12 protein-coding genes and 1 pseudogene are annotated in these 26,345 nt (G+C 69.4%); 3 read left to right on the forward strand and 10 right to left on the reverse strand.

Annotated features, from left to right (window positions below):
* Positions 1-51: 51 nt before the first annotated feature.
* The 10 genes and pseudogenes from ACSMXO_RS28875 to ACSMXO_RS28920 form a co-directional block, all read right to left on the reverse strand.
* Positions 52-6,939 (reverse strand): annotated as a pseudogene (locus ACSMXO_RS28875) (SDR family NAD(P)-dependent oxidoreductase); the annotation flags it as partial.
* A gap of 5 nt (positions 6,940-6,944) precedes the next feature.
* Complete coding sequence (locus tag ACSMXO_RS28880; RefSeq protein WP_455419328.1) at positions 6,945-15,191, reverse strand: type I polyketide synthase; 8,247 nt, start codon at positions 15,189-15,191, stop codon at positions 6,945-6,947.
* Entirely contained in the window at positions 15,076-16,977 is a 1,902-nt protein-coding gene (locus tag ACSMXO_RS28885; protein ID WP_455414619.1) for an ABC transporter ATP-binding protein, read from the reverse strand. The genes ACSMXO_RS28880 and ACSMXO_RS28885 overlap by 116 nt, the downstream gene beginning before the upstream one ends.
* Positions 16,974-18,131 carry a CaiB/BaiF CoA transferase family protein gene (locus ACSMXO_RS28890; RefSeq protein ID WP_455414620.1) on the reverse strand — a complete coding sequence of 386 codons (1,158 nt, stop codon included), beginning with the start codon at positions 18,129-18,131 and terminating at the stop codon, positions 16,974-16,976. The genes ACSMXO_RS28885 and ACSMXO_RS28890 overlap by 4 nt, the downstream gene beginning before the upstream one ends.
* Before the next feature lie 57 nt (positions 18,132-18,188).
* Entirely contained in the window at positions 18,189-18,398 is a 210-nt protein-coding gene (locus tag ACSMXO_RS28895) for an MbtH family protein (protein WP_346263426.1), read from the reverse strand.
* Positions 18,399-18,505: 107 nt separating this feature from the next.
* Positions 18,506-19,603, reverse strand: coding sequence for a branched-chain amino acid aminotransferase (locus ACSMXO_RS28900; protein WP_455414621.1), 1,098 nt, complete (start codon positions 19,601-19,603; stop codon positions 18,506-18,508).
* Positions 19,604-19,654: 51 nt separating this feature from the next.
* Positions 19,655-20,020, reverse strand: coding sequence for a nuclear transport factor 2 family protein (locus tag ACSMXO_RS28905; RefSeq protein ID WP_346263424.1), 366 nt, complete (start codon positions 20,018-20,020; stop codon positions 19,655-19,657).
* Positions 20,021-20,222: 202 nt separating this feature from the next.
* On the reverse strand, positions 20,223-20,936 hold the full coding sequence (locus ACSMXO_RS28910) for a thioesterase II family protein (protein WP_455414622.1): 714 nt from the start codon (positions 20,934-20,936) through the stop codon (positions 20,223-20,225).
* Between the two features lie 145 nt (positions 20,937-21,081).
* Positions 21,082-21,732 carry a response regulator transcription factor gene (locus ACSMXO_RS28915; protein ID WP_346263422.1) on the reverse strand — a complete coding sequence of 217 codons (651 nt, stop codon included), beginning with the start codon at positions 21,730-21,732 and terminating at the stop codon, positions 21,082-21,084.
* An 11-nt stretch (positions 21,733-21,743) separates the two neighbouring features.
* On the reverse strand, positions 21,744-22,997 hold the full coding sequence (locus ACSMXO_RS28920; protein WP_346263421.1) for a sensor histidine kinase: 1,254 nt from the start codon (positions 22,995-22,997) through the stop codon (positions 21,744-21,746).
* 138 nt (positions 22,998-23,135) lie between these two features.
* On the opposite strand from ACSMXO_RS28920, the gene ACSMXO_RS28925 reads away from it, so the two are divergent.
* From ACSMXO_RS28925 to ACSMXO_RS28935, 3 genes are all read left to right on the forward strand, one after another.
* Positions 23,136-24,104, forward strand: a complete 969-nt coding sequence (locus tag ACSMXO_RS28925) for an ATP-binding cassette domain-containing protein (protein ID WP_346263420.1) — start codon at positions 23,136-23,138, stop codon at positions 24,102-24,104.
* Positions 24,105-24,106: 2 nt separating this feature from the next.
* Entirely contained in the window at positions 24,107-24,850 is a 744-nt protein-coding gene (locus tag ACSMXO_RS28930; protein ID WP_346263430.1) for an ABC transporter permease subunit, read from the forward strand.
* 464 nt (positions 24,851-25,314) lie between these two features.
* On the forward strand, positions 25,315-26,334 hold the full coding sequence (locus tag ACSMXO_RS28935; RefSeq protein ID WP_455414623.1) for a pyridoxal-phosphate dependent enzyme: 1,020 nt from the start codon (positions 25,315-25,317) through the stop codon (positions 26,332-26,334).
* The last annotated feature ends 11 nt before the right edge of the window (positions 26,335-26,345 follow it).

Consider the following 26,345-nt stretch of genomic DNA (forward strand, 5'->3'; position numbering starts at 1 on the left):
GGTGTGGTGGCCGGCCATCGCTCAGCCCTGCGTAAGCCAGGCGTCGACGGCCGCGGCGGTGGTCGCGACGTGGGCGCGTTCGAGCATCGTGAAGTGGTCGCCGGGTACTGTCACCGCCTCGTGCGGATGCGGCCAGCTCGCCCGCTCGGTCTCCGTCGGCACTGCCGGGCCGACCGGTTCCCGAGCGTATACGAGCAGCGTGGGAGCGGAGATCGCGACCGGTCTGAGATCGAACTCCGCGTACCGGGCGCGGGCGGTGACCCAGGCGTCTCCCCACTCCTCGCCGAGCCGGTCCTGGGTGCTGGCCCGGTCGAGCAGATGCCGGGTGATCGCCGCCGACCAGACCGCGTATTCCTCGCCGGAACGCTCAGGCCACCAGCAGGTGTCGAGCATGACCAGGCCGGCCTTGTCCCACCGCTGCGCCAGCGCCGCGGCGAGCTGCCCGCCGGTGGAGTGCCCCACCAGCACGACCGACCCGGTCGGCGCCTCGGCCTCCAGCACGGCGTGGTGCAGGTTGACGAGCGCGTCGAGGTCGGCCGGCAGCGGCTCACCAGGCCGGAAGCCGGGCAGGGTCAGTACCGACACGGACGCGGCGGACCGTAGCGCGGCGGCGAGGCCGGCGTACTGGTACACCGAGGGTTTCCAGGCGAACGACGGCAGGCAGACGAGGTGCGGTCCCGGACCGCCGGACGCGGCCAGTCGCACGAGCCGTGGCGGGTTGGTGACCTCGCCGGCGCTCCGGAACGAGGGTCGGAAAGCGGCCATGCCCCGGATCAGGGTGTCGACCCGCTCGGCGTCGCCGCTGTGGTAAGCCCGCAACACCAGGGCGCTCAGCGAGTCCTCGGTGCCGCCACCGGCCAGAGGCCGTGGGGCGGGCGTGTGCGCGGGACCGGCATCGAGTTCCCGGTCGAGGTGTTCGGCGAGCGCGGCCGGTGTCGGATGGTCGAACGTCAGCGTGGCCGGGAAGACCCGACCGGTCCGGGCACCGAGCCGGTTGCGCAGCTCGACGGCGGTGAGTGAGTCGAAACCGAGCGAGCCGAACGGCGCGTCCGCGTCGACGTCCTCGGCGTCGCGGTGGCCGAGGACGGCGGCCACATCGGAGCGGACGACCCGCAGCAGCCGCTCCCGGCGCTCGCCGTCGTCGAGGCCGGCGAGCTGGTCTGCCAGCGTCTGCCCGTCGCCCGTCACGGCCGCCTTGCGCGGACGGTGGATGGGCCCGCCGCGCCGGAGTCCCTGGAGCAGCGGTGTGGTGTGCGCGGCCAGATCGAGGTTGGCGGCGATGGTGGTGGGGTGGTGTCCGCCGATCGCGGTGTCGAGTAGGGCGAGTGCGTGGGTGGTGGGCATGGCCCGGACGGCGGACCGGTGTAGGCGGTCGTGGTCGCGTTGGTGTAGGCCGCTGGTCATGCCGGTGGTGTGTTCCCACAGTCCCCAGGCGATCGAGGTGGCCGGTAGACCGGCCCGCTGCCGGGTGATGGCCAGGGCGTCCAGACCGGCGTTCGCCGCGGCGTAGTTCCCCTGTCCCGGATTACCGAGTACCCCGGCGACGGAGGAGAACAACACGAACAGCGCCAGGTCCCGGTCACGGGTCAACTCGTCCAGCCACAACGCGGCGTCGAGCTTCGGCGCCACAACGGTCTCCAGACGCTGCGGAGTCAGGGCCTCGATCGTCCCGTCGTCGATAACACCCGCAGCGTGCACCACCCCGGTGAGCCGGTCGATACCCTCGACCAGGCCCGCCAACGCCCGCCGATCAGTGACATCACACGCCACCACACGCACCTCGGCGTCCAGACCAGCGAGCTGATCGGTCACCCCCGACCGGCTGGCCAGAACAAGCTTACGCACCCCATGCCGGCGTACCAGATGCTCGGCCACCAGCACACCGAGCCCACCAGTACCACCAGTGATCAACACCGTGCCGTCCGGATCCAACCGACGCGGGATCCTCACCACCTGCTTACCCACGGTCCGACCCGCGCCCAGATCCCGCAACACCTCACGAACCCGCTGCACCGGCGCCACCGTCACCGGCACCGGCACCAGAACACCCTCACCGAACAACTCCATCAACCGCCGCAACATCACACCCAGCCGCTGCGGCCCCGCCTCGATCATGTCGAACGGCAGATACGACACACCCGGAAAAGCATCCCGATCACGGATATCGGTCTTCCCCATCTCCAACAACACACCACCCGGACGCAGCAACCCCGCCGACGCGTCCACGAACTCACCCGCCAAACTGTTGAGCACCACATCCATCACCGGAAACCGGCCCGCGAAACCCGTATCCCGAGACGACGCCAACCGCTCCCGAGGCACACCCACCACATCCCACTTCGACTCACTGGCCGTGGCCCACACCTCCGCACCCAACCAACGGGCCAACTGCACCGCCGCCATACCCACCCCACCCGCCGCCGCATGCACCAAAACACGCTGCCCCGCCTCCACCCGAGCCAACTCCACCAAACCCAACCACGCGGTCAACCACACCACCGGAACACCCGCCGCCTGCTCCATCGACCAACCATCCGGCACCCTCGCCACCAACCGCGCATCAACCACCGTCGACGAACCAAACCCACCCGACCACAACCCCAACACCCGATCCCCCACCCCCACATGCGAAACCCCCTCACCAACCTCAACCACCACCCCCGCACCCTCCACACCAACCGACCCACCACCCGGATACACACCCAACCCCACCAACACATCCCGAAAATTCACACCCGCAGCCACCACCGCAACCCGCACCTGCCCCACACCCACCACACCCACACCCACACACCCCACACCAACCCCATCCAACGACCCACTACCATCCACATCCACCCGCCACTCACCCGAAACAGGAACAACCAGCGAATCGGCGGAAGCAGTCAGGCGCGGGACGAAGCGGCCGGCGGCGGTGACCGCCTGCTGCGGTTCGTCGAGGGCAAGATCGCGTGCGGCAGGCCCGTCGACGTCGGCGACGACGACCCGGCCGGGATGTTCCGACTGCACGACCCGGAGCAGTCCCCACAGGGCGCCCGCAGCGGCGGCGGTGCGGGGCGCGTCGGGGCCGGTCGGTGCCGTGGCCGGAGTGGCTCCGGTGGTCAGCACCACCAGCCGGGTGTGGTGGAACTCCGGTGCCGCGAGATACTCCTGCACCAGGGCGAGGACGGCGGCGGTCGCCGCGTGCGCGTCGGCGAGGTCGGGGGTGACGACGACGGCCGCCGGCGCGCTTGCGCCTTCACTGATGGACGCGCGCAGCGCGGCGAGGTCGGCGAAGCGCTGCCCGCCCACGCCGTACGTGTCAGGACCGACGACGACGTGATCGGTGAGACTTCCCTGGCCGTCGGGCGCTGGTTGCCATTCGATGGTGTGGGGGGTGGTGTTGGGGTGGGTGGGTAGGGGGCGGAGTTGGAGGTGGTTGATGGTGGCCAGGGGGGTGCCGTCGGTGTGGTGGAGGGTGATGGTGGCGGTGTCGGGGGTGGGTTGGGTGAGGGTGACTCGGGCGTGGGTCGCGCCGGTGGTGTGGATGGTGATACCGGTCCAGGTGAACGGGACCTGGGGTGGCCGGCCGGTGGTGGGGGTTTGGAGGAGGAGGGGGTGCAGGGCGGCGTCGAGCAGAGCGGGATGGATGACGTGACTGCCGCTGTCTTCCTCGATGCTGTCGCCGGTGTTGTCGTTGAGGGTGTCGCTGGTGTTGTGGTGGAGGGTGTCGCTGGTGTTGTGGTGGAGGGTGATGTCGGCGTAGAGGGTGTCGTGGTGGCGCCAGGTGTTGCGTAGGTTTCGGAAAGCGGGTCCGTAGGTGTATCCCGCCGCGTCGGCGGTGGTGTAGAAGTCGTCGACCGGTACTGGTTCGGCGTCTGCGGGTGGCCAGGCCCCGTACTGGGGCCGGCCGGTCTGCCCGGGGTTGTGGGTGAGCATGGCCTCGGCGTGCAGGGTCCAGTCGGCATCCTGGTCGGGACGGCTGTACACCCGAGCGGTATGCCCGCCACCATCCCCGGTGGGTGTGACCACGATCTGTAGGTCACGGTCGTGATCGGCCGGTAGCGGGGCGAGGATCGTCAACTCGGCGATATGGTCAGCGCCGACCTGATCCCCGACCTGGAAGAGCCAGTCGATGAACGCGGTCGCCGGCACGATCACCACACCCGCGACAGCATGCTGACGCAGCCAGGACAGCCGATCAGATGACAACCGGCCCGACACGACCGTCGGCCCGTCAGCGACCCTGGCCACCTCCCACCGCAGCCCCCCGCCACCCGGACGCAACCAGTAACGGCGGTGCTGGAACGCATACGTCGGCAGATCGACCAGCCGCCCCGACCGGCCCAACAACACAGGCCAGTCGACCGGCACCCCACGAGTCCACAACCCGCCCACACCCGACAACAACATCCGCACCTGATCACGACCACGACGCATCACCGGAACCGCCGCCACGGCCTCACCGATCATCGCCGTCAGAACAGCATCCGGACCCACCTCCACCACCGTGGACACACCATTGTCCCGCAACCAGCCGACACAATCAGCGAACCGCACCGCCTGCCGGGCATGCCGCACCCAATAATCCGCACACCCCAACACCTGCCCCGACTCCGGCCGACCGGTCACCCCCGACACCACCGTCAACTCCGGCTCACGCCACCGCACCGACTCCGCAACCTCAGCAAACTCCGCCAGCATCGGCTCCATCAACCGCGAATGAAACGCGTGACTGACCACCAGACGCCGCGACCGCCAACCCCGCACCCCACACTCGACCACCACCCGATCCACCGCCGCCGAAGGACCAGACAACACCACCGACTCCGGCCCGTTCACCGCCGCCACATCAACACCCATCAACTGCGCCAACTCAACCGCGTCAACCTCCGCCGCCTCGACAGCGACCATCCCACCACCAGCACCCAACCCCTGCATCAACCCAGCCCGAGCCGCGACCAACCGACACGCATCCTCCAAATCCAACAACCCCGCGACATGAACAGCCGCCAACTCCCCCACCGAATGACCAACCACCACATCAACCCGCACCCCAAACGACTCCAACAACCGAAACAACGCCACCTCCACAGCAAACAACGCCGGCTGCGTGAACACCGTGTCATCCAAACCCAACCCACCCACCACACCACCAGCCACAACCCCAGCCAAACCCCCCGGCAACAAACCATCAAACCCCGCACACACCCGCCCGAACACCTCAGCAAAAACCGGGAACCCCTCCGCCAACTCCCGACCCATACCCACCCACTGAGCACCCTGACCCGTAAACACCGCCGCCACACCACCCGACGACACCGAACCAAACACCCCCGACCCCACCCGCAACCCCTCCACCACCGACCCACGATCCTCACCCACCACCACCAACCGGTGGTCCAGCGCCGCCCGGGACAACGCGAGGGTCCTGGCCACATCCGGCAACGGCACGTCCCGACCCGCACCCTCCAACCAATCCGCCAACCGCTGCGCCTGCCCCTGCAACGCCGCCCTGCTACCCCCCGACACCAGAACCGGCGTGGGCACGTTCTCGGACACGGCGTTCGACGCCGGGGAGGAAAGCGGCATCTGCGGTTCCGACAACCCGGGCTGGCTGGGCGGGGATTCGAGAATCACGTGAGCATTCGTGCCGCTAATACCAAACGACGACACCCCCGCACGCCACGGCCGATCCCGCGCCTCCAAAACAACCGGCTCGGTCAACAACCGCACACCACCATCCCAATCCACCAACGGCGACGGCTCACCCACATGCAACGTCCGCGGCAACACCCCCGCCCCCAACGCCAACACCATCTTCATCACACCCGCCACACCCGCAGCCGCCTGCGTATGACCCACATTCGACTTCAACGAACCAAGCCACACCCCAGACCCATCCACCCGAGCCGCACCATACGTCGCCAACAACGCCTCCGCCTCGATCGGATCACCCAACCGAGTACCAGTCCCATGCCCCTCCACCACATCAACATCCGCCGCATCCACACCCGCCGCCGCCAACGCCTGCCGAATCACCCGCTGCTGCGACAAACCATTCGGCGCAGTCAAACCATTCGACGCACCATCCTGATTCACCGCCGAACCCCGCACCACCCCCAACACCCGCCGACCATCACGAACAGCAGACGACAACGACTGCACCACCAACACACCCACACCCTCAGACCAACCCGTACCATCAGCCGCCGCCGAAAACGCCTTACACCTCCCATCCCCCGCCAACCCACCCTGCCGATCAAACTCCACAAACAACCCCGGCGTCGCCATCACCGTCACACCACCCACCAACGCCAAATCACACTCCCCCGCCCGCAACGCCTGACCCGCCAAATGCAACGCCACCAACGACGACGAACACGCCGTATCCACCGACACCGCCGGACCCTCCAACCCCAACACATACGCAATCCGACCAGACGCCACACTCACCGCCCCACCCGTCAACCCATAACCCTCCACCTGAACACCAGCCTCACCCAGACGAAACCCATACTCCTGACCCATCACACCCACAAACACACCCGTCGGCGAACCACGCAAAGAATCAGGCGCAATACCAGCCCGCTCCAACGCCTCCCACGAAACCTCCAACAACAACCGCTGCTGCGGATCCATCGCCAAAGCCTCACGCGGCGAAATACCAAACAACTCAGCATCAAAACCCGCCGCCACATCCAAAAACCCACCCACCCGAGCAAAAGAACCCTCAACCACCCAACCACGATCAACCGGAAAACCACCAACAACATCCCGACCCTCAACCACCACCCCCCACAAATCCTCCGGCGAACCCACCCCACCCGGAAAACGACAACCCATACCCACAATCGCCAACGGCTCGATGGCCTCCAGCTCCTGGACACGGCGACGGGCCTTGCGCAGGTCGGCGGTGACGAGCTTGAGGTACTCGCGAAGCTTGTCCTCGTTGTTCATTGCGTTCACCTTCCGGAGCCGTCAACGGAGGGGTCGTGCGTGATTCCGAGCTCGTGCCGGAGGAACTCGTAGAGCTGGTCGTCCGAGGCCTTCAGCAGGTCGGCGTCGAGGTCCTCTGGATCGTGGTCCGTGCCTCCGTCGAGCCGCGACAGGAGCGCCCGCAGACGGTGCGTGACACGGTGCTCGATCAGGTCGGCGGCATCGGTGTTGTCGAGGAGCTCGGTGAGTCTTTCGAGACTCTCCACGAGCGGGTGCACGTTGCCGGCGGAGCCGCTACCGTTGCCGCCACCGAGCCGGATGTCGAGGTGGTCAGCGAGCGCCTCCGGGGTGGGGTGGTCGAAGACGACAGTGGTGGGCAGGGTCGTCCCCACCGCCGCGGCGAGCCGGTTACGCAGGTCGACAGCGGTCAGCGAGTCGAAGCCGACCTCCTTGAACGGCCGGTCCAGGTCGACCGCCTCGGGGCTTTCATGGCCGAGGACCCCCGCCACGTGCGTCCGCACCAGGTCACGCAGGTGGCGCCGGCGCTGGGCGGGACTGAGCGTGGTGAGTTCCGCTGCGGCGTCGCCATCCGCAGCCGCGATGACCCGGCGCGGGGCCGGGACTCTCCGGATGAGCCGCCGGAGCAGTGGCGGTACCGGGTCCGCCACCCGGCTCAGGTCCAGGGTCGCGGCGACGACGACCGGTTCGGTGCCGGTGATAGCAGCGTCGAAGAGCGCAAGGGCTTCGCCGGTCGGCATGGCGTCTACCGCCGTCCGCCTGAGGCGACCGCGGTCACGGTCCTGCATGACGCGGGTCATGCCGGTCTCGGCCTCCCACAACCCCCACGCGATCGACGTGACCGCCAGGCCCATGCCCGCGCGCAACAGGGCGAGCCCGTCCAGGCCGGCATTGGCAGCCGCATAGTTGGCCTGGCCGGCGTTGCCCAGCACTCCCGCGACCGACGAGAAGACGACGAACATCGCCAGATCCCGGTCCAGGGTGAGCTCGTGCAACAGCAGAGCCCCACCGAGCTTGCCCCGCAGGACGTTCGCGACCCGCTCCGCCGACAGCCCTTCCAGCACACCGTCGTCCAGCACACCGGCAGCGTGGATGACGCCGACGAGCTGGTCGACGTCTTCGAGCACGCCCCGTAGCTGTGCCCGATCACTCACGTCGCACGCCACCACCCGCACCGTCGCACCGAGGGCTTCCAGTCGGTCCACGAGCGCGGCCACGCCGTCGGCGTTCGGGCCGGAACGGCTCAGCAGCAGAAGCCTCTTGACCGCATGCCGGTGCACGAGGTGTTCGGCCACCAGGGCGCCGACACCGCCGGTGCCGCCCGTGACCAGCACCCACCCGTCATCTAGCGCCGGTGCCTCCTCCGCAGCCGGACGCGTGGGCTGGAGACGAGGCACCAGAAGACCCTGAGCGCGTAGCACCGCCTGCTCTTCGTGGGTGGACAGCAGCGCGTCGAGGTCGGGCTCGACGTCCACGGGTACGTCACGCAGCAGAAACCGGCCCGGATGCTCCGACTGCGCCGAACGCACCAGTCCCCAGACCGCCGCCCCGGTGACGCCGTCGGGGCCGAGCCGGCCGTCCGGGGCTGCGACGAGGGCGTCACGGGTGAGGACGAGCAGCCGCCCGGTCTGCTCGGGCGAGCCGAGGAACCGTTGCATCTCGGCGAGGGTGTCGACCACGGCGTTCTCGCCCGACGGGGAATACACGACCACGGGCGGGACCTGCTCTGCGGTGTCTGTTGCGGCGCGCTCCGCCGGTACCCAGGTGACGGTTGTCAGGGACGCGGTCGTGGGGACCGCGGGCAACGCGCGGAGGCGGATCTCGTCGACGTCGGCGATGGGATGGCCGTCGTCGTCGGTGAGTCGGACCCGGGCGCTGTCCGGACCGTTCGGGGTCACGGTGACGCGGGCGCGGCGAGCGCCGGTGGCGTGGATCCGGATACCAGTCCAGGCGAACGGCAGTCGCAGTTCGTCCGCCGTCAGCATCGGGTGCAGCGCCGCATCCAGCAGCGCCGGGTGGATGGCGACGCCGGTGACCGGCTCGTCGGCGGGAAGTGCGACGTCGGCATAGAGCGTGTCGCCGCGTCGCCACAGCTGCCGCATGCCCCGGAACGTCGGCCCGTACTGATACCCGGCGGCCGCCACGTCGGTGTAGAACGTCTCGATCGGCGCGGTCTCGGCACCTGCGGGTGGCCAGTCGGCTTCGACGGTCTCCACCGGCTCGTCGCTCGTGTCGAGGCGGCCTTCGGCGTGCAGGGTCCAGTTGTCGGTGCCGTGGTGCCGGGCGTAGACGCGGGCGGTGTGCGCGGAGCCGCCGACCGGGACACAGACGATGCGGATGTGCTGGGCGGTGTGCTCCGGAACGCTGAGGGGGGTGTGGACGACAAGCTCGCTGACGCGGTTGTGGCCGAGATGGTCGCCGGTGTGCACGAGCCACTCGACGAAGGCGGTGCCGGGGACCATGGTGCTGCCCCTGACCGCGTGGTCGGCCAGCCAGGGAAGAGTGTCCTGGTCGAGATGACCCGTGAGGATGGTGGGCTCGTCCGGGGTGGTGTGGGTGCTGGTGGCCAGCACTGGATGGTCGAGGTTGTGCTCACCGACGGTGGTGGTGGGAGTCAGCCAGTAGCGCCGGTGCTGGAAGGCGTAGGTGGGAAGGCCCGTGTGCGTCTGCCCGGGACCGAGGACCGTGGCCCAGTCGACCCGGACACCGGCGGTCCAGACACTGCCGAGGGCGGTCAGCAGGTGGCCCCACTGCGGGCGGTCGCGGCGTTGGGAGGAGATCACCACGCTGTCGGCAGCGCATTCGGCCATCGCGAGTTCGAGGACGGGGTGGGCGCTGACCTCGACGAAGACGCGGGCACCTCGGCTGGTGAGCGTCTGCATGGCGGTGTCGAACCGCACCGTTTGGCGCAGGTTGCGCAGCCAGTAGCCGGCGTCCATGTCGGCGGTGTCGAGGACGTCGCCGGTAACCGTCGAGATGACCGGGATCTGCGAGGAGCGCGGTGTCAGGTCGTCCAGTTGCTTCATCAACGGGTCGGCGACCGCCTCGACGGCGGCGGAGTGGGAGGCGTAGTCGACCGGGATCATGCGGGCCCGCACCCCACGCTCAACCAGTTGTGCGGCGAGTGTCTCCAGCGCGGCCACGGGTCCGGCGAGTACGGTGGACGCCGCACTGTTGACAACCGCGATCTCGACGGCATTGGGCAGGTGCGGTTCCACCTCGGTACGGCCGAGCCCGACCGAAAGCATCCCACCGGTGCCGGCGATCTCCCGGACCAGTCGAGACCGGACCACTACCACCTGGGCACCGTCGGCAAGCGACAAGCCACCCGCCACGCAGGCGGCGGCGACCTCGCCCTGGGAATGGCCGACCACCCCGGTCACCGGGACACCCCACGACAGCCAGAGCGCACCGAGCGAGACCATCGTCGCCCACAGCACCGGCTGGACGACATCCACCCGGGACAGCCAGCCGTCGTCGTCGCCCAGCAGCACGTCTGTCACGGACCAATCGACCTGCGCGGCCAGGGCCTCGTCACACTCGGCCAGCCGGTCGGCGAACACCGGTGACACCGCGAGCAGCTCACGGGCCATACCCGCCCACTGCCAACCCTGACCCGGGAACACCAGCACGACACCACCGGCCCCGGAGATGACAGCCCTGTCCACCATTGCCGCGCGAAGACCTACGATGACGGATTCCCGGCTGTCGCCGACGACGACCGCGCGGTGGTCCAGCGCCGCCCGGGACAACGCGAGGGTCCTGGCCACATCCGGCAACGGCACGTCCCGACCCGCACCCTCCAACCAATCCGCCAACCGCTCCGCCTGCCCCTGCAACGCCGCCCTGCTACCCCCCGACACCAGAACCGGTGTGGGCACGTTTTCGGACACGGCGTTCGACGCCGGGGAGGAAAGCGGCATCTGCGGTTCCGACAACCCGGGCTGGCTGGGCGGGGATTCGAGAATCACGTGAGCATTCGTGCCGCTAATACCAAACGACGACACCCCCGCACGCCACGGCCGATCCCGCGCCTCCAAAACAACCGGCTCGGTCAACAACCGCACACCACCATCCCAATCCACCAACGGCGACGGCTCACCCACATGCAACGTCCGCGGCAACACCCCCGCCCCCAACGCCAACACCATCTTCATCACACCCGCCACACCCGCAGCCGCCTGCGTATGACCCACATTCGACTTCAACGAACCAAGCCACACCCCAGACCCATCCACCCGAGCCGCACCATACGTCGCCAACAACGCCTCCGCCTCGATCGGATCACCCAACCGAGTACCAGTCCCATGCCCCTCCACCACATCAACATCCGCCGCATCCACACCCGCCGCCGCCAACGCCTGCCGAATCACCCGCTGCTGCGACAAACCATTCGGCGCAGTCAAACCATTCGACGCACCATCCTGATTCACCGCCGAACCCCGCACCACCCCCAACACCCGCCGACCATCACGAACAGCAGACGACAACGACTGCACCACCAACACACCCACACCCTCAGACCAACCCGTACCATCAGCCGCCGCCGAAAACGCCTTACACCTCCCATCCCCCGCCAACCCACCCTGCCGATCAAACTCCACAAACAACCCCGGCGTCGCCATCACCGTCACACCACCCACCAACGCCAAATCACACTCCCCCGCCCGCAACGCCTGACCCGCCAAATGCAACGCCACCAACGACGACGAACACGCCGTATCCACCGACACCGCCGGACCCTCCAACCCCAACACATACGCAATCCGACCAGACGCCACACTCACCGCCCCACCCGTCAACCCATAACCCTCCACCTGAGCATCGGCCTCACCCAGACGAGGACCATATTCCTGGGCAACGACGCCAACGAACACACCCGTCGGCGAACCACGCAAAGAATCAGGCGCGATACCAGCCCGCTCCAACGCCTCCCACGAAACCTCCAACAACAACCGCTGCTGCGGATCCATCGCCAAAGCCTCACGCGGCGAAATACCAAACAACTCAGCATCAAAACCCGCCGCCACATCCAAAAACCCACCCACCCGAGCAAAAGAACCCTCAACCACCCAACCACGATCAACCGGAAAACCACCAACAACATCCCGACCCTCAACCACCACCCCCCACAAATCCTCCGGCGAACCCACCCCACCCGGAAAACGACAACCCATACCCACAATCGCGAGAGAATCGTCGACCGGTACAGCAGTCGTCGACGCGGACCGCACCGGGCCGACGGCGACCGGGGTACCACCCAGCCGCTCGGTGAGATGAGCGGCGAGCGCGGTTACCGTGGGATGGTCGAAAACCACGGACACGGGCAGGGTGGTCCCGACGGCCGCACCGAGGCGTCGGCACAGTTGCAGCGAGAGACTGGAGTCGAACCCGAGTTCCTTGAACGGCCGGTCCACGTCGATGTCGTCGGGTCGTTGGTGGCCGAGGACGCGGGCGGCGACGGTGCGGGTCAGTTCACCCAGGTCACCCGTCTGGACGGTAGCCTCGGCGCCGCCGTCGACCGCCCCGTCGTCGGCGGGTTCGGCGGTGATCCAGTGCCGAGCGCGCTGGAAGGCGTACGTGGGCAGGTCGACGTGGCTGCGCCCGGAGCCAAGGGCGATCGTCCAGTCCACCGGCACGCCGGCGGCCCAGGCCTGTCCGAGCGCACGGAGCAGAGCGTCGTACTGCGGCTGGTCACGGCGTTGCGAGGCGACGACGACGCCCGGCACACCCGCAGCCTCGACGCACTCGGACATGGCGAGTTCGAGCACCGGGTGGGCGCTGACCTCGACGAAGACCCGGGCGCCCAGACTGACCAGGGTCTGCATGGCGAGGTCGAACCGCACGGTGTGGCGGAGATTGCGCAGCCAGTAGCTGGCGTCCATGCCGGCCGTGTCGAGCACATCACCGGTCGCGGTGGATACCACCGGAATCACCGACGACCGGGGCGTCAGCCCCTCCAGCTCCGTAACCAACCGGTCGGCGACGCTGTCCACGGCGGCAGAGTGGGAGGCGTAGTCGATGAGTACCAGCCGCGCCCGTACGCCACGCTTGGTCAACCGGGCGGCGAAGGCGTCCAGGACCGGGACCGGACCGGCGACGACGGTGGACGACGGGCTGTTGACGACTGCCGTCTCCACGCCGTCGGGCAGTTCCGGCTCGACCTCGGCCCGGCCGAGGCCGACAGAAAGCATGCCGCCCCTGCCGGCCAACTCGCGGATCAACCGTGCGCGGGTCACGACGATCCGGGCACCGTCCTCAAGCGACAGCCCGCCCGCGACGCAGGCCGCGGCGACCTCGCCCTGCGAGTGGCCGACCACGCCCGCCACCGGAACGCCGGCGGAGAGCCACACCTCACCGAGGGAGACCATGACCGACCACAGCACCGGCTGCAGCAGATCCACCCGCGACAGCCAGGTCTCGTCCTCGCTCTGGAGGAGGTCGGTGACGGACCAGTCGACGAGGGCGGACAGCGCCTGGTCGCACGCGGCGAGCCGGTCGGCGAAGACCGGGGACGTCGCGAGCAGCTCGCGGGCCATGCCGGCCCGTTGCCAGCCCTGGCCGGGGAAGACGAGCACGACCCCGCCCGGCGCGAGACCGGAGGGCTCGGCGGCGACCGAGCGCAGGTCCGCGACGATCGACTCCCGGTCGGCACCGACCACCACCGCCCGGTGCTCCAGGGCGGCCCGGGATGCCGCCAGGGCCCGCGCCACCGCCGGCACCGGGGCGGTCCGGCCCGGCCCCTCCCACCAGTCGGCCAACCGACGCGCCTGGGCTTGCACCGCCGCGGCGGACCGACCCGAGATCAGCACGGGCACCGGCCCCTCGACCACCGGGGCGACGCTGGTTCCGGCGGTGTCGCGGGGCGCCTCGGCGAGGACCAGATGACAGTTGGTGCCGCCCATGCCGAACGCGCTGACCCCGGCGAGCAGTGGCCGCCGCCCGGGCCACGGACCCGGCTCCGTGTTGACACGCAGCCCCAGGTCGTCGAGCGGGACCGCGGGGTTGGCGGAGCGGAAGTTGAGGCTGGCCGGGAGTTCCCGGTGCCGCAGAGCCAGCACCACCTTCAGCAGACCGGCGATGCCAGCGGCGCCCTCGAGGTGGCCGATGTTGGTCTTCACCGAACCGACCAGCAGTGGATCATCTGCCGGGCGGGCGCGGCCCAGGACGGCGCCGAGCGCCGCCGCCTCGACCGGGTCGCCGACGGGGGTGCCGGTGCCGTGCAGTTCGACATAGCCGACCTGCGCCGGAGCGACCCCCGCGCGTTCGTAGGCGCGACGCAGCACCTGCTCCTGACCGGCCTGCCGTGGTGCGGTGAGCCGGTCCCCGCCGCCGTCGTGATTCGTCGCGCCGCCCCGGATGACGCAGTAGACGCGGTCGCCGTCGGCGACGGCACGGTCGAGCGGCTTGAGAACGACCAGTGCGGCACCCTCACCCCGGACATAGCCATTGGCCCGCGCGTCGAAGGTGTAGCACCGCCCATCCGGCGACAGCGCGCCGAAGTCGGCGGTGTAACGGGCGGTGTCGACGAGTAGGTTCAGGTTGACTCCGCCGGCCAGGGCGATCTCGCACTCGCCGGAGCGCAGGCTCTCGGCCGCGAGGTACACCGCGAGCAGTGAGGACGACTGTCCTGTGTCGACGGTGAGGCTGGGTCCGGATAGGCCGAGTCGGTAGGAGATGCGGTTGGCCAGGACGCTACGGTGCAGGCCGGTCAGGACGTGCGGCCCGTCCTCGCCCGCTCCGTGACCGTACACCAGCTTGGCGTAGTCGTCGGCCATCGCACCGATGAAGACGCCGACCGGGCGGTCGGTCAGGTGGTCGGCGGGCACGCCGGTGTCTTCGATGCCCTCCCAGGCCAATTCGAGCAGAAGGCGCTGTTGCGGGTCCATCATGCGTGCTTCACGCGGTGAGATGCCGAAGAAGCCGGCGTCGAACCGGTCGACGGCGGGCAGGAAGCAGCCCCAGCGGGCCGGGTCGTCCGGGCCGGTGGGCCGCCACCGCTCCGGAGGCACCTCGGTGACGGCGTGCCGGCCGTCGCGCAGCAGGGCCCAGAAGGCGGCCGGGTCGGGTGCCTCCGGCAGCCGGCAGGCGAGCCCGACGACGGCGATCAGTACGCCACCCGGGGGCGGTACGAGCAGGTCAACGCTTGGCGTGGTCGACAATGTATCTCCCCGTGATGTCGGCCGGTTGCGTCGCACCGTCGAACTGGACGGCGCAGAGTTGGGCGTAGAGCCCGCCGTGGCGCAGCAACTCATCGTGGCGGCCCTGTTCGACGACCCGGCCGCGGTCGAGTACGAGAATCTGGTCGGCGTTGCGCACCGTCGACAACCGGTGCGCGATGACGAGACAGGTACGACCCGCCAGGACATGTTGCAGCGCGCGTTGCACGGCGACCTCGGACTCGGAGTCCAGGTGTGCGGTCGCCTCATCGAGGACGACGATGGGCGGTGCCTTGACGAGCAGCCGGGCCAGGGCGAGCCGCTGCTGCTCACCGCCGGAGAGCCGGTATCCACGGTCACCGACCACGGTGTCGAGCCCGTCGGGCAGGTGCCGCATAAAGTCGGCCAGCTGGGCCGCCTCCAGCGCGGCGTGCATCTCGGCATCCGTCACGTCCGGCCGGGCGTACTCGAGGTTGGCCCGGATGGTGTCGTGGAACAGGTGGGAATCCTGGGTGACCACGCCGATGGCCGCGCTGAGCGAGGCGAGCGTCAGGTCGCGCACGTCGTGTCCGTCGATACGGACGGTGCCGGACGTCACGTCGTACAGCCGGGGCAGCAGTTGCAGCAGGCTGCTCTTCCCGGCGCCGGACGGGCCGACCAGGGCGACCATCTGGCCGGGTTCGGCACAGAAGGACACGTCACGGACCACGACCGGGTTGGGCACCTCCGCCGGCGGTCGCGCGGTCGACGCGGACAGGTCGCCCTCGGCGCTGCCCGGGTAGGCGAAGACGACATTGCGGTACTCGACCCGGCCGTTGGCGCCGGCCAGTGTCACCGCATCCGGTCGCTCGGCGACGTGCGGTGCGAGGTCGAGCACCTCGAAGACCCGGTCGAAGCTGACCAGGGCGGTCATCACGTCGACGTGCACGTTGGAGAGCCCGACGAGCGGGCGGTAGAGCCGGGTGAGCAGAGCGGCCAGCGCCACGAGCGCGCCCAGTTGGATCCCACCGTCGATCACCTGGTAGCCGCCGAAGCCGTACACCAGCGCGGTGGTGACGGCGGCGAGCACGGTCAGCGTGACGGCGAAGATCCGGCCGTACATGAAGACGACGACCCCGGCGTCGCGCAGATCCCTGGCGTTGGCGGCGAACCGGCCGGCGTCGTCGGCACGGCGGCCGTACAGCTTCGACAGCACCGCACCGGCCACGTTGAACCGCTCGGCCATGAAGCCACCGAGCGTCGCGTCCGCCTGCATCTGCCGCCGGGTCACGTGTTGCATGCGGCGGCCCACGATGCGGGCCGGCAGGTAGATGAACGTCGGCAGCAGGATCGCGATGACGAGGGTCAACTGCCACGAGAGGTACGCCATCGTGGCGAGCACCGCCGCCATGCTGATGACGCTGGAGACGACGGACGACAGCGTGGTGGTGAGTGCGCGCTGCGCGCCGTTCACGTCGGCGCCGAGGCGGCTGAGCAGGGTGCCGGTGTGGTTGTGCGTGTAGAAGGCGACCGACATGCGTTGCAGGTGCTCGAAGACCTGGATCCGCAGGTCGCACACGACACCCTGACCGATGCGCGCGGAATACCAGTGCTGCGCGAGGTTGACCACGCCATTGACCAGTGCGACGACCGCGACCAGCGCGGCGAGCCCGACCACCACGCCCACGTCGCGGGGCAGGATGCCCCGGTCGATGATGAGCTTGAGCAACAACGGATCCAGCACGACGGCCGTCGCGTCCAGCGACACCAGCAGCAGCAGGATCAGCAGGTCCCGCCGGTAGGGACCGGCGTAGCGCACGATCCGGCGCAGGGTGCCCGGCCGGATACGCCGACGGGCCGCCGACCTGTCCTGGAGCAGGGAGTGGATGCCCGGGTTGGTCATGTCGGTGCGGTTCCGCCGGCGACCGGGGCCTGCACCTCGGCGAGCACGTCGTCGGTGTGCTCGCCGAGTTCGGGGGCACGGCGGCGGAAGGTGTCCAGACCGGCGCCGAACCGCACGGGGAAGCGCACCTGTGGCACGAGCGTCCCGCCGGGGGTGGTTCCCTCGCCGACGAGACCGCGCGCCCGCACGTGCGGATCGGCTTGGAACGCCGCGGCGTCGTCGAGCACCGGGGCCCAGGGTACGTCCATAGTGGATAGCTGTGCGCTCCACCAGTCGAGCGTCCGGGCCGCCACCACTGCGGTGAGCAACGCGTGCACGTCGACCTTGTGCCGGGTACGTGCTCGGCGGCTGTCGTAGGCGTCGGTTTCCAGTTCGGGGAATTCCGGTGCCAGCGCCGTACGGAAGGTGAGCCAGAACCGGTCCTCGAAAAGCACCAGTGACAGCCGCCTACCGTCGGCGGTTTCGAACAGGTCGTAGTCGCCCATGACCAGCGGGCTCTCCGCCGGTGTCGCGAGGTGCCGCAACGGCAGCAGCATGGGCGCCGTCCAGGCCGAGGCCGCCTCGTGCGCGGCAACGTCGATGTGCTGCCCGGAGCGGCTGGCTCGGGCCCCGGGCAGGACCACCGCCAGGGCCAGCGCGGCGTACATCGCGGCGGTCAGGTCGGCGACCCGGATGCCGGCGCGATCCACCCGCTCACCCGCCCGGGACGGCACGGCGAAGAAGCCGGCCAGGGCCAGGAAGTTGAGATCGTGGCCGGGCCGGTGCGCGTACGGGCCGTCCTGCCCGAAGCCGGACAGCGAACAGAGCACCACGCCGGGATTGACGGCGCGAAGTCGTGCGTAGCCCAGGCCCATCCGGTCGAGTACGCCCGGCCGGAAGCTCTCCACCACCGCGTCGGCCGTCGCCACGAGCCGAAGGAATGCCGCCACACCGTCGGCGGTGCGCAAATCGAGTGCGACCGATCGCTTGTTGCGGTTGATGGCGGCGAAGCCTTCGGCGTCGATTCGCCGGCTCGGATCGCCGCCGTCAGGCGACTCCACCTTGATGACGTCGGCACCCAGGTCCGCGAGCAGCATGGTGGCGAAGGCACCCGGCAGCAGCCTGGTGAGATCCAGGATCCGTGCCCCGTCGACCGCCGACCACGTTACCGTCATGTCGTACCCCCGTGTGGTCTCCTCCGCCGCGCGTGCTGGGCGCGGCCCGGTCGGTCGTCAGCCCCCCATCTGTTCGACGAGGCTCTTCGGCCGCAGGTCGGTCCAGTTCTCCTCGACGTAGGCGAGGCAGGCGTCGCGGCTGTCCTCGCCGTGTGCGATGGTCCACCCGGCGGGCACCTCGGCGAAGTGGGGCCACAGCGAGTGCTGGCCCTCGTCGTTGACCAGCACGTAGAAACGGCCGTCGGGGTCGTCGAAGGGGTTCGTCACGGTTTCCTCCCATGCTTCAGGTGGTGCAGAGGGTCAGACAGCACGCAGCAGGTCGCGTGCAGGGTGTGCTGTCAGATTGCGGTGCGTCGCGGCGGGCGGATCGGGCGTCAGCGCACGGGGTGTCGCCAGCCGCGCGGGTCTGGGCCGTCGCCCCGTTGCGCGGCCACCAGCGCGACACGCAGCCGCTCGGTGATCGGGGCGTCTGTGCCGGACCCGGCATCCCACGCACCGTCGGCGGTGACGATGCGACGGATGCGGGTCACGCCCGCAGCGGTGCCGCAGGCGAACGCCTCCGTGATCTCGCCGCGCGCCGCGCCGTCACGCAACTCCGCCAGGGCCAGCGGTCTCTCCGTGGCGCGCAGTCCCGCGTCGCGGGCGAGGGTGAGGAGCGAGTCACGGGTCACGCCCGGCAGGATCGTGCCGGTGAGCGGTGGCGTGATGACTTCGGCGTCGGCGCCACTGCCACGTACGACGAAGACGTTCATGCCGCCCATCTCCTCGACCCAGCGCCGCTCCTTCGCGTCCAGATAGAGGACCTGCTGGCATCCGTGCTCGGTGGCCTCCTGCTGGGCGAGGTATCCGGAGGCGTAGTTACCGGCACACTTCGCCTCACCGGTACCGCCGACGGCGGCCCGCGTGTAGGTGTCGGTCACCCACACGGAGACGCCGTCCTCGACTGCACCGAAGAAGTTGTCCGTCACGAAGGCCATCAGCAGATAGCGGTAGACGGTGGACGGCCGCAACCCGAGGTGCGGTTCTTCCGCATACACGATGGGACGCAGGTAGAGACTTCTGTCCTCGGCGGCGTCGGGCACCCAGGCCCGGTCGATCCGTACCAGTTCCTCGATGGACTCCGCGAACAGCGCCTCCGGCAGCTCCGGCATGCTGAACCTGCGTGCCGAGCGCTGTAGGCGACGGGCGTGGTCGGCCATCCGGAAAACCGACGTCTGGCCGCCGGGCGACCGGCATGCCTTCAGTCCTTCGAAGACGACCTGACCGTAGTGCAGCCCGACCATTGCCGGGTCCAGTGGCAGGGCTCCGTACGGGCGCACGGAGGCGTTGTGCCAGCCGTGCTCGGCGGTCCAGCACACGGTTGCCACATGCTCGGTGAACGCCCGCCCGAACTGGCAATCCCGCAGCCGTGCGGCTCTCGCGGACGGGCTCAGCCGCTCGGAGCCGGCGACACCGAACCGGCTCCACGCCATCGTCGTCTCGGTAGGGACAGGCTCCAGTTGATCAGCGCGACGCGACATGCGTCACACCATGGGAGCGAAGAAGTACGTGTCGCGCCGGCTGAACAAGCCGTCCGGTGCGACCTTGAAGAAGTCGGCGAACCTCAGCCGGACCTGGTCGCCCGACTTGAGCACGCCTTCGAAGTCACCCTGAACGGCTACGGTGGTGCCGTCGCTGACCGTTCCGCGCAACGTGTGCCGGCCGGTGGCGATCACCCGATCCGCACGGTAGAACTCGTCGAGCGCGGCACGGCCCTTGAAGGTGTCGTGTCCAGGTCGGTCGTAGACGGCGTCGGGCGCAAATAGTGAGAGCAGGCCGGTTACGTCGCCCTTATCGACGAGTTCGTAATAGCGCCGGACAAGCACCAATGCTTCTTCTGAAATGATCATGCAGGAACCACTTCCCCCGTAAGACCTGCTGCTGGTACGGCCCAGGTGAGTTCTCGGATGCACGCTTCACGCAGCACCACAACGCCGGACCTTATGGGCTCTGTATCGATACATTCGACTTCCCGATTGCCCAACCGAACTATAACGGCTGTCCGTACCGACCGGAACCCTTCCACCGCCACGAATATGGCTTCACATTGCGTTACACCGCAGCCGGCCGGCCCAACCGCGCCAGGACGTCGCGCACCAGGTCTTCGGTGGCGTCGTGCAGGAAAAAGTGGCCGCCGGGGAAGACCCGCAGCTCACTCGGCCCTGTGGTGAACTCACGCCAGGCGGCCACGTCACCCACCCCGACATCGGCGTCGGCCTCGCCGGCGTAGACGGTCATCGGCGCGCTCAGCAGCGCACCTGGGCGGTGCCGGTACGTCTCGATCAACCGCAGGTCACTGCGGAACGCCGGAAGCACCAACTCGCGCATGTCCTCGTCGGCGAGCAGCCACATGTCCGCCGCGCCGAGCCGGCTCATCTCCGCGACGAGCTCGTCGTCGGACGCGCGGTGCAACTGCCGGGCGGACCGCCGGTTCGGCGCGGCGTTCGCCGATACGAAGACGTGCGCCACCTGCACGCCGTGCAGGATCTCCAGGCGCAGCGCGACCTCGTAGGCGATCGCGGCGCCCATGCTGTGCCCGAACACCGCCACGTCGCAGCCGAGCTCGCTCCGCAGGGCGCCGGTGACCAGGTCCGCCATCCGCGGCAGGTCGTCGACGCAGAGCTCGCCGAGTCGGTCCTGACGGCCCGGATACTGTACGGCGAGCAGCTCGACGTCGTGCGGCAGCAGCGATGTCCACCCGCGGTAGGCGGCCGCACTGCCACCGGCGTAGGGCAGGCAGACCAGCCGCAGCCGCGGCGACGGCACCGGACGATAGCGACGTAGCCACGTCGTTCCCGATGATTGCAGGACACTGTCTGACATGGACTCCCCCGTGTTGGCGACTGCGGGTGCCGCGCGGCACCCCACCGCCCGCTGTCGACCGTCCGGGTCCACGCGCCGCACGGTGCGATCAGCGCCTGGGCGCCAGCCCGGCGTCATAGGCGGCGATCACGGCCTGAGTGCGATCTCGGACCTGGAGCTTCGCCAGCACACTGCTGACGTGTGTCTTCACGGTCTGCCGACCCAGCACGAGTCTCGCGGCGATTTCGGTGTTTGACAACCCCTGTGCCATGAGACGCAATACCTCGCGCTCTCGGGCGGTCAGCGCGGCGACCGCCGCCAGGTTGCCGCCGGGCGCCGGATCGGCCTGCTCGCCCGGCAGGAGGTAGGTCACGGGGACCACCCGCGACGAGCCCCCCGCCGCCAGCCGGATCGCGTGGGCGATCTCGCTCGCCGAAGCCCGTTTGAGCAGCAGCCCGTGCGCCCCCGCCCGCAGCGCGGCGTGCACATAGGCATCCTGCTCCAGGGTGGTGAGGATGAGCACCCGCGGCGGCGAGACGAGGGCCCGCCGCAGCTCGGCCGTGGCCTGGATGCCGTCCATCACCGGCATCCGTACGTCCAGCAGCACGACGTGCGGCCGGGTTGCCTTGACGGCCGCCACGACCTCGCTGCCGTCGGCGGCCTCGCCTACCACGCGCAGATCGTCGTTGGCCTCGATGAGAACCCGCAGGCCGGCGCGGACCAGCTCCTCGTCGTCGACGAGTAGAACGTCGATGCCCACGGGACCAGAGTCTAGTGCGTCGTCGCCGCCACCTCGTCCCGCGGCACGTGCGGCAGCCGGATGTGCACCCGCCAGCGCTGGCCGACTGGTCCGGCGGTGAGCAGCTCGCCGCCGAGCAACACCACCCGTTCCCGCATGCCACGCAACCCACCGGAGTCCGGCCCGACGCCGTCCGCCTGCCGAGCCACGGCCGGCGGCGAGCCGGGGCGGCGCAGCGGGCTGTCCACGCACAGGTCCAGCCGGTCCGCGCCGACCTCCACCCGTACCGAGACCGGCACCGCGCCGCCGTGGCGCAGCGCGTTGGTGAGGCCCTCCTGCACGATGCGGTACGCCTCCCGGGAGATCACCGTGGACAGCACGCCGACCGGGCCGTTCACGGTGGCGTCGACCCGGGCCCCGGTGATGCGCGCGTTGCGCACGAGCGTGTCCAGCTCGGCCAGCGTGGGGCCGGGAGGGGCGGCCGACGGGTCACCGCGCAGAAGCGTCAGTACCCGTTCGAGGTCCTCCATCGCGCCGCGGCCGGTCCGTTCGATCGCGCCGAGCGCCTCACCGACGAATGCGCTGTCGCGCTCGTGGACCTCGCGCGCCGCCATCGCCTGGAGCACGACGGTCGCCAGCGCGTGCCCGATCGCGTCGTGCAGCTCACGGGCCACGAGGTTCTGCTCCAGCAAACGCTCGGCCCGCGCCTCGGCGGCGACCACCCGCTCGCTGGGCGAGGGTCCCAGCAGCCACAACGCCCCCGCCGCCAGCAGCCTGCCGGCGAGCGCCACCGACCAGACCGTCACGACCGCGACCAGCGGCGCCAGCACCAGCCAGAGGGGCGACCGGTCGGCCGGCAGGGAGAGCCCGTAGAGCACCACGTCGGTGGCACCGAACGGTGCAGAGAGCAACACCACCGTGGACTCCAGCATCGCGACGGTGAAGTAGGCGACGACCACCCCCACCTCGAGGCGCAGCAGCAGCCATGCGACGGTGCGCCCACGCGCGGACCACGACCGGTCGCCGCCGGGCAGCACGGCCGCGTCCCCACGGAACAGCAGTAGCCGCGCCTGCGCCCGCTCCACGTCGCGTACCCGGGGCAGCAGGCCCGCCACCAGCAACACCGGAACCGGCACCACCAGCAGCAACGCGGCGGTCCGCAGCGCCGGCCCCTCCAGCCCCGGGGTGATGGCCGTGCATGCTGCGGCGAAGCCCGCGGCGATCAGCATGTGCAGCCATCTGGCATAGGTGATCGGCGCGAACAGCGGTGTCACGAGTGCGGGCACGCTTCCATCATGTCATTTCCCACCGCGCCGCCGGCCTGCTAAACCACCCCGTGGCGGGAGCAATCTCCCTCCCGTGGGGGAGCCGCACGGCGGGCCGCTTCACGAACATGGTGAGCATGTCTACGGGAGGCAAGGGCCATGATCGAAATACGTGAGCTGAGTAAGCGGTACGGCAAGACCCTGGCCGTCGACCGGCTCACCTTCGACGTCACCCCCGGTCACGTCACAGGTTTCCTCGGGCCCAACGGCGCAGGGAAGTCGACCACCATGCGAATGGTCCTCGGGTTGGACCGGCCCAGTCACGGCGACATCCGGATTGACGGCAAGCGCTACGTCGACCTCGCCGAGCCACTTCGGCACGTGGGTGCGCTACTCAACGCGAAGGACGCCCAGGCCGCCCGGACAGCCTACGAGCACCTGCTCGCCATCGCGCAGACCAACCGGATCCCCCGGCGGCGGGTCGACGAGGTGCTGGCCATCGTGGGTCTGACCGACGTGGCCGGGCGGCGTATCGGCGGGTTCTCGCTCGGCATGTCGCAGCGTCTGGGCATCGCGGTGGCACTGCTCGGCGACCCGCCGATCCTGATGTTCGACGAGCCGATCAACGGCCTGGACCCCGAAGGCATCCTCTGGATCCGCAACCTGATGAAGGGCCTGGCCAGCGAGGGCCGCACGGTGTTCGTCTCCAGCCACCTGATGAGCGAGATGGCGATCACCGCCGACCACCTCGTCGTGATCGGCCGTGGCAAGCTGCTGGCCGACACCACGATGGCCGATTTCATCAAGGTCAACGCACGGGGCGTGGTGCGGATCCGCTCCACCGCGCAGGACCGGCTGGAGTCGTTGATGCGCGCCGAGGGCATGGAGGTCGTCGTGCACCCCGACGGCCTGATCGAGACCGACGAGCGGCACACCGCGCGGGTCGGACAGCTCGCCGCCGAGGACGCCATCCCGCTGCTGGAGCTGAGCCCGCAGCGGCCGTCCCTGGAGGAGGCGTTCATGCGGATGACCGCGAGCGCGGTGGAGTTCTCCGCCGCGACCCCCGTCGGCCGGCCGGCCGAGCGGGCCCGGCAGTTGGCCGGCAGTAGCCGGAACGAGGGAAGGTGAGAATGCCCGCGCAGGCGGTTCTCAGATCGGAGTGGACGAAGGTCCGCTCCGTACGCAGCCACGCCTGGACCCTGGCGGCCACGTTCGTCGTGGTGCTCGGGATCAGCGCGACGGTCAGCAGCTTCTACGGCGAGGGCGAGAGCCAGAGCCCGGACTTCGACGCCACGGCGCTGGCGTATTACGGCCTGAACTTCGGCCAGCTGGCGGTGATCGCGTTCGGCGTGATCGTGGTGAGCGGCGAGTACTCCAGCGGCATGATCCGCACCTCGCTCGCCGCGGTGCCGCGGCGCGGGCTGTTCCTGGCCTGCAAGCTCGCCGCGGCGACCGCAGCGATCCTGATCATCGGCATGATCACCAGTGTGGTGACGTTCTTCGTCACCCGTGCGCTGATGCCCAACCCGGCGTCCCTCGATGATCCGGGCACCGTCCGAGCCATCGTCGGCGCCGGGCTCTACCTCGCGCTGCTGGCGCTCTTCTCGATGGCGGTGACGTTCATGCTACGCAGCTCGGTGCTGGCGATGGGCGTGCTGATGCCGATGTTCTTCCTGATCTCGCCGTTCGTCGCCTCGATCGAGCAGGTCGAGCCGGTAGCGAAGTACATGCCCGACCGCGCCGGCATCCTGATCACGCAGAGCAAACCCGCGGCGGACTCGCTCGGCCCCTGGGTCGGCCTGGGTCTCATGGCCGCCTGGGTGGCCGTCGCGATCGTCGGCGCCTGGATCGTGCTCCGCCGCCGAGACGCCTAACCCCCGGGGCGTCCGTGCCGGCTGTACCTTCGCGTCGAGCCGACGCGAAGGTACAGTCGCGCTCGGGGCCGATGCTTCGTCAGCCCGACCAGGACCAGGCAGTCGAGAATCGGCCGGCACCTCCTTTCACCTCCTTTGCCATAACAAGGAGACAGCCTGCCCGAGACGTGCCTGAAACGCGCCGATACACGATCAGACGTCGACGCGAGGTACTAGCGACGAACGTCTGTGTCTTGCTAGGCTCGGCTCCACGTCATGAATGACCAACGGGGGCTCCGCTGAAATACGGTCACTGATTGACCAGGTTTCTTTCAGCGTGGATTCCGAAGGTCTCCACTCCACTTGGCCTGACCAGGATCCAGCGCACCGTCTGCACTTCCGGGGACTTCTGTCCGCCGAGGGGTACGGCGCTTCCGACATGCCGGGGGGTCATTGCAGCGTGCACATCTTATAACGGCGGTGAAATGGTCGTCTCGCATTTTTCGGTCAGTTTCGACGAAGAGTACTCGGTCGGTGGCACCCCGCTGGTTTCCGTCGAAGTTCCCGTGCGTGGCCGGATGCGTCGCATCCGGCTGAAGATCGAGGCGGGCAACCAGTTCGGCTCGATCAAGGCCCGCACCGCGCATGGGCTGCTCACCACGCTGGAGACGACCGGGCGCCTCAGCCCCGGACAGCGGGTCGTCGAGTCGTCCTCCGGCAATCTCGGCGTGGCGCTGGCCGGGCTCTGCGCCGCCCGGGGCTACCGGTGCACCCTCGTCGTGGACGCCACCGCACCGCCGGAGAGTGTCCGCCGCATCGCCGCGTACGGCGCCGATGTCGTGCAGATCGGTGACGTGAGCGGTGGCAACGCGGTGCGGGCCCGGTTGAGCAGGGTGCAGGACATCCTCCGGACGGACTCGTCGGCGGTCTGGACCGACCAGTACCACAGCCCCGCCAATCCCGACGTGCACTATCGGTGGACGGCTCCCGAGTTGGTCGGCGATCTCGGCGGCGGGCTGGACGCGGCGGCGGTGGCGGTCTCCACGGGCGGCACGCTGGCCGGGGTGTCGCGATATCTGCGGGAGCAGCACCCCGGCACCCGGGTGATCGCCGTGGACGCCGTCGGGTCGGCCGCGACCGGCGGTGACCCGGCCCCGCGACCGTTCAAACTCGCCGGCTTCGGCTCAGGTGTACGGTCGTCGTTCCTGGCCCCGGCGGACTGGGACAGGCGCGTGCGGGTCGACGACCTGGACGGCGCCCAGGCATGCCGGGTCCTCCGGGAACGCACCGGTCTCGCGCTCGGCGGCTCCGGCGGTGCCGCGGTGCTCGGCGCCGTGGTCGCGGCCATTGAGGATCCGGAACTACGTGACATCGCGTGCATCTGCGCGGACGGCGGCGAGAAGTACGCCGCCACCGTCTACAGCAACGCGCTGCCCGAGCTGCGGGACAGGCCGTCCGAACTCACCGAGGCACTCGGCTGCTTGGGCCTGGCCCGGCCCTACTGAAACACCCGACC

The organism is Plantactinospora sp. DSM 117369, from assembly GCF_053764795.1.

What these genes read in the sequence shown, in the direction of transcription:
- ACSMXO_RS28880 (WP_455419328.1), bottom strand. Translation starts at nt 15,191, where the DNA reads ATGAGTTGCTGCGCCACGGCGGGCTCTACGCCCAACTCTGCGCCGTCC.
- ACSMXO_RS28885 (WP_455414619.1), bottom strand. Translation starts at nt 16,977, where the DNA reads ATGACCAACCCGGGCATCCACTCCCTGCTCCAGGACAGGTCGGCGGCC.
- ACSMXO_RS28890 (WP_455414620.1), bottom strand. Translation starts at nt 18,131, where the DNA reads ATGACGGTAACGTGGTCGGCGGTCGACGGGGCACGGATCCTGGATCTC.
- ACSMXO_RS28900 (WP_455414621.1), bottom strand. Translation starts at nt 19,603, where the DNA reads ATGGCGTGGAGCCGGTTCGGTGTCGCCGGCTCCGAGCGGCTGAGCCCG.
- ACSMXO_RS28905 (WP_346263424.1), bottom strand. Translation starts at nt 20,020, where the DNA reads ATGATCATTTCAGAAGAAGCATTGGTGCTTGTCCGGCGCTATTACGAA.
- ACSMXO_RS28925 (WP_346263420.1), top strand. Translation starts at nt 23,136, where the DNA reads ATGATCGAAATACGTGAGCTGAGTAAGCGGTACGGCAAGACCCTGGCC.
- ACSMXO_RS28930 (WP_346263430.1), top strand. Translation starts at nt 24,107, where the DNA reads ATGCCCGCGCAGGCGGTTCTCAGATCGGAGTGGACGAAGGTCCGCTCC.
- ACSMXO_RS28935 (WP_455414623.1), top strand. Translation starts at nt 25,315, where the DNA reads ATGGTCGTCTCGCATTTTTCGGTCAGTTTCGACGAAGAGTACTCGGTC.